Annotated in this window: 2 protein-coding genes and 1 pseudogene; all 3 read right to left on the reverse strand. The window is 39.4% G+C overall.

Annotated elements, in window-relative coordinates; translation table 11 throughout:
- Positions 1-226: 226 nt before the first annotated feature.
- The 3 genes and pseudogenes from proX to proV all read right to left on the reverse strand — a co-directional run bounded on the left by proX (position 227) and on the right by proV (position 3,735).
- Positions 227-1,222, reverse strand: a complete 996-nt coding sequence (proX, locus tag BHE89_RS11840) for a glycine betaine/L-proline ABC transporter substrate-binding protein ProX (RefSeq protein WP_069370035.1) — start codon at positions 1,220-1,222, stop codon at positions 227-229.
- A gap of 119 nt (positions 1,223-1,341) precedes the next feature.
- Entirely contained in the window at positions 1,342-2,541 is a 1,200-nt protein-coding gene (gene proW, locus BHE89_RS11845) for a glycine betaine/L-proline ABC transporter permease ProW (RefSeq protein WP_069370036.1), read from the reverse strand.
- Positions 2,534-3,735: pseudogene (proV, locus tag BHE89_RS11850) on the reverse strand (glycine betaine/L-proline ABC transporter ATP-binding protein ProV). The gene proW and the pseudogene proV overlap by 8 nt, the downstream one beginning before the upstream one ends.
- Between the last annotated feature and the right edge of the window lie 92 nt (positions 3,736-3,827).

Below are 3,827 nucleotides of genomic sequence, written 5' to 3' on the forward strand. Positions count from 1 at the left end.
GAGAAAAAGGTAATCAAGTAATTGAAGGAATGAGAGAATGAAAGACGAGGATATCTTTGCCATTAATAAAAAGAATAATCTTAATAATAAAATAGTATTAAGATCTTTTCATTTTTTATATAAATTCATTTTATTTAATTACATGTAATTGGTTGGTTATAAATAAAAACAGGCCACAATAGTGTGACCTGTTTTGTGATAATCTTAATTTAAGATTATTTATCGATTACTTTGCAGCTGCTTGGGCTTGTTCAATCCAACCATCAAAGGTTTTTTGATGTGCTTTGATCCAAGCATTAGCATGACGTTCTATATCTGCCTGTGACTTTTGACCATTATGCATACGTAAGTTTTGCGCATTAATATCAGCAACAGACACTTTCATGACTTCAAAGAGTTTAGCCGCAGCGGGATTTTCTTCAGCCCATTTTTTATTTGCTGCAATATGCATGGTACTGGGCGGGAAGCCATAGTTTTTACCATTTGCTAATGTGGTATCGGTTTTATCATCACCCGGTAATGAAGAGAAAGGCACTTGTAACCAAACAACATCTTTACCCGGTTTTAATACATCACTGATCCAGTAAGGTGTCCATGTGTAATAAAAAATGGGTTTACCTTCTTTGTAACGTGTAATGGTATCAGCCATCATTGCCGCGTAATTACCTTGGTTATGTGTGACCGATTTTTCTAATCCATAGGCTTTTAAGTGATTGTTGATAGCTTCTTCACAACCCCATCCTGGATTACACCCTGTTAAATCGGCTTTGCCATCACCATTGGCATCAAATAATTTAGCAATTTTAGGATCTTTTAATTGCTCAATATTTGTAATGTTATATTTTTCGGCTGTTTTCTTGTCTATTAAATAACCTTGAGCGGCATTAACGACATAGTCCCCTTTACGATAAAAGGTATTATCACCTCCCGCAGCGGCATATTGTGAATTATGAAGAGGCACCCAACTGACCGCCATAAAGGTGGCATCACCATTGGCGATAGAAGAATAAGCGACATTATAGTCAACTTCTTTGATTGGCTGAACAGTGTAACCTAATTGTTCTAGTGCTTTATTAACGATCAAAGTTTGAAAGGTTTCTTCAGAAATCGTACTTTGCACAGGTTGAACCGAAACCCCTTTTCCAGGTAAATCAGCAGCGGATAACTGAGTGCTTATCAGTGTGGCGGACAATACGGTTGCCCAGATAACTGGATTACGCATAGTTTTTCCTTCTGTTGTGATGGTAAGAGATAAGTCGCGACAGCGAACTGTCGCCTTTATTTCTTATATTGATTGAACGTAATGTTTTTATTAATTTTGATTAAGAGTAAAAATAGGTATTACGATATTTTTTTGCCAAAGAGTCGATAAATTAAGCCAATCGGACCTGTCATATACCAGCATCGGTTACCTTTATGGCGACTGTTTTGACCTAACGATTGAGTTAATCGGTCAAGGATAATGGCGAGGATAACAATACCCGCACCACCTACGGCAGCAAGTCCCATGTCAAGGCGACCAATACCCCGTAATACCATCTGACCTAATCCACCAACGGCGATCATCGACGCGATAACAACCATTGAAAGCGCTAGCATCAAGGTTTGATTAACACCCGCCATGATAGTTGGCATAGCAAGTGGCAATTGTACTTTAAACAGCATTTGTCGCGGGTTTGCACCAAATGATTGTGCGGCTTCAATTAAATCTTCAGGAACTTGTTTGATCCCTAAAATAGTCAACCTCACAATGGGGGGTAAGGCAAAAATAATGGTGACCACAACACCGGGAACGTTACCAATACCAAATAACATGACAATCGGCACTAAGTAGACAAATGCAGGCGTTGTTTGCATCGCATCCAGTAAAGGTCGAACAATGTTGGATGCTCTATCGCTGTTAGCTAGCCATATTCCTAAGGGAAGCCCGATAATAAGACAAAACAGTAATGAAGTGAGTACCAATGCAAGAGTCACCATGGCTTCAGACCAAGCACCAATCGCACCAATTAATATTAATGAGATAAAAGAAGCGACACCCATCGCTTTACCTGAAAGTTGCCATGCAATTAGAGAAAATAGAATAATGGCAATAGGTGCTGGCATTGAGGTTAAGAAATTTTCAAAACCACTTAAGACCAAATCAACGGGCACACGAATACCTTGGAAAACAGGACGAAAGTGCAGCACAATCCAGTCAATTGCATCAGTAACCCAAGAATCTAAAGGGATCAGTGTGTTGTGAAACGGATCCATTAGATTGAAAGAGTCGGGAGCGACATCTGTTGGTGCAGCATCTAACCAATCGCTGCCAGCAGATGAGGTATCGATATTTTCAGTACCACTGCTAGTACCCCATGGATCAGCGTCTGTTGATGAACTGTCAGTGCTACTCCAAGGATCACTTTCTGTTGTGCTAGCATCTGTTGTTGCCCAAGGATCGTCATTTACGTTATTGGTTGTTTCTTGTGTTGTCTCACTTGTTGTGGTTTCTTGGATATTTGTATCCAAAACGGTATTTTGATCTGTTGTATTACTCATTTGGCGTCTCCTTATCCAGTGCTTGTAGTAACATTCCTTTAGAAATTAAGCCGATATAACGGTTTTTTTTCATCAATAACAGGAATGGCACAGGGAGATTGTGCAACAGTTGAAATCAGCTCGTTTAATGGGGTATCACCATTAATGGCACAAGGCTCAGATAAAATTGCTGATTCAATAGGTTGTTTATTTTTGAGCGCTTCTTCAAGAGAGGTAACGGAAACGATACCAATAAATTTTCTTCCTCGTTCAATGAGGTAGCCAAAATTTCTATCTTCATCTTCGAGTACTTTCAAGGCAGAACGAGGACCAAAACCGGGCGCAATATGCAGTAAGGTTTCAGGGCGACGTTTGGCAATATCTTTTGCACTAAATACGTGGCTAATATCAACACCACGGAAAAACGTACGCACATAATCATTTGCTGGATTGTTAAGTATTTCATCTGGTGTGCCTGTTTGAACAACCACACCACCTTGCATAATGGCTATTCGGTCACCAATACGCATAGCCTCATCGAGGTCATGAGAGATAAACACAATGGTGCGTTGTTTATCACCTTGTAAGCTTAATAGCTCATCTTGCATTTCTGTTCGAATTAATGGGTCAAGTGCTGAAAAGGCTTCATCCATTAACAAAATATCGGGATCATTGGCAAGCGCGCGCGCAAGGCCAATACGTTGACGCATCCCCCCAGAAAGTTCATCTGGCCAAGAGTTTGCGTAACTCCCCAAGTTGACTTGCTCTAAGGCATCCATCGCTTTTTTATAACGCTCGTCTTTACTTAATCCAGCGAGATCCATTCCAAATGCGGTGTTATCAAGTACGTTCATATGAGGCATCAATGCAAATGACTGAAACACCATACTGATTTTTTTACGGCGTACTTGTCGTAATTCTTTATCCGACATGGTGGCAATATTTTCACCATCAATAAGCACCTCTCCTTTTGTTGGAGAGATCAGACGATTGAGAAGGCGGACTAGCGTGGATTTACCTGAACCAGATAATCCCATGATGACAAATATTTCGCCTTCTTCAATTGCCAGATTTGCATTTTGAACGCCTACCGTAAGCCCTGTTTTATCAAAAATCTGATCTTTATTCATACCAGACTCTAATAATTCAAAAGCGCGTTTAGGGTGCTCGCCAAAAACCTTGTAGAGATTTTTTTACTTCAAGTTTAATTGCCATGAAATATAGAGTTTCCTATTTAAATATTGAAAGGAATAATTTAAATATTAATTAATAAGTGTTGTTGTTTTTCCTAGAATAAGATTTTAGTA

The sequence above is a fragment of the Shigella sp. FC1967 genome (assembly GCF_001743005.1).
Lineage (GTDB): Bacteria > Pseudomonadota > Gammaproteobacteria > Enterobacterales > Enterobacteriaceae > Proteus.

Coding starts and splice junctions, on each gene's coding strand:
- proX (WP_069370035.1), bottom strand. CDS start 1,222: ATGCGTAATCCAGTTATCTGGGCAACCGTATTGTCCGCCACACTGATA.
- proW (WP_069370036.1), bottom strand. CDS start 2,541: ATGAGTAATACAACAGATCAAAATACCGTTTTGGATACAAATATCCAA.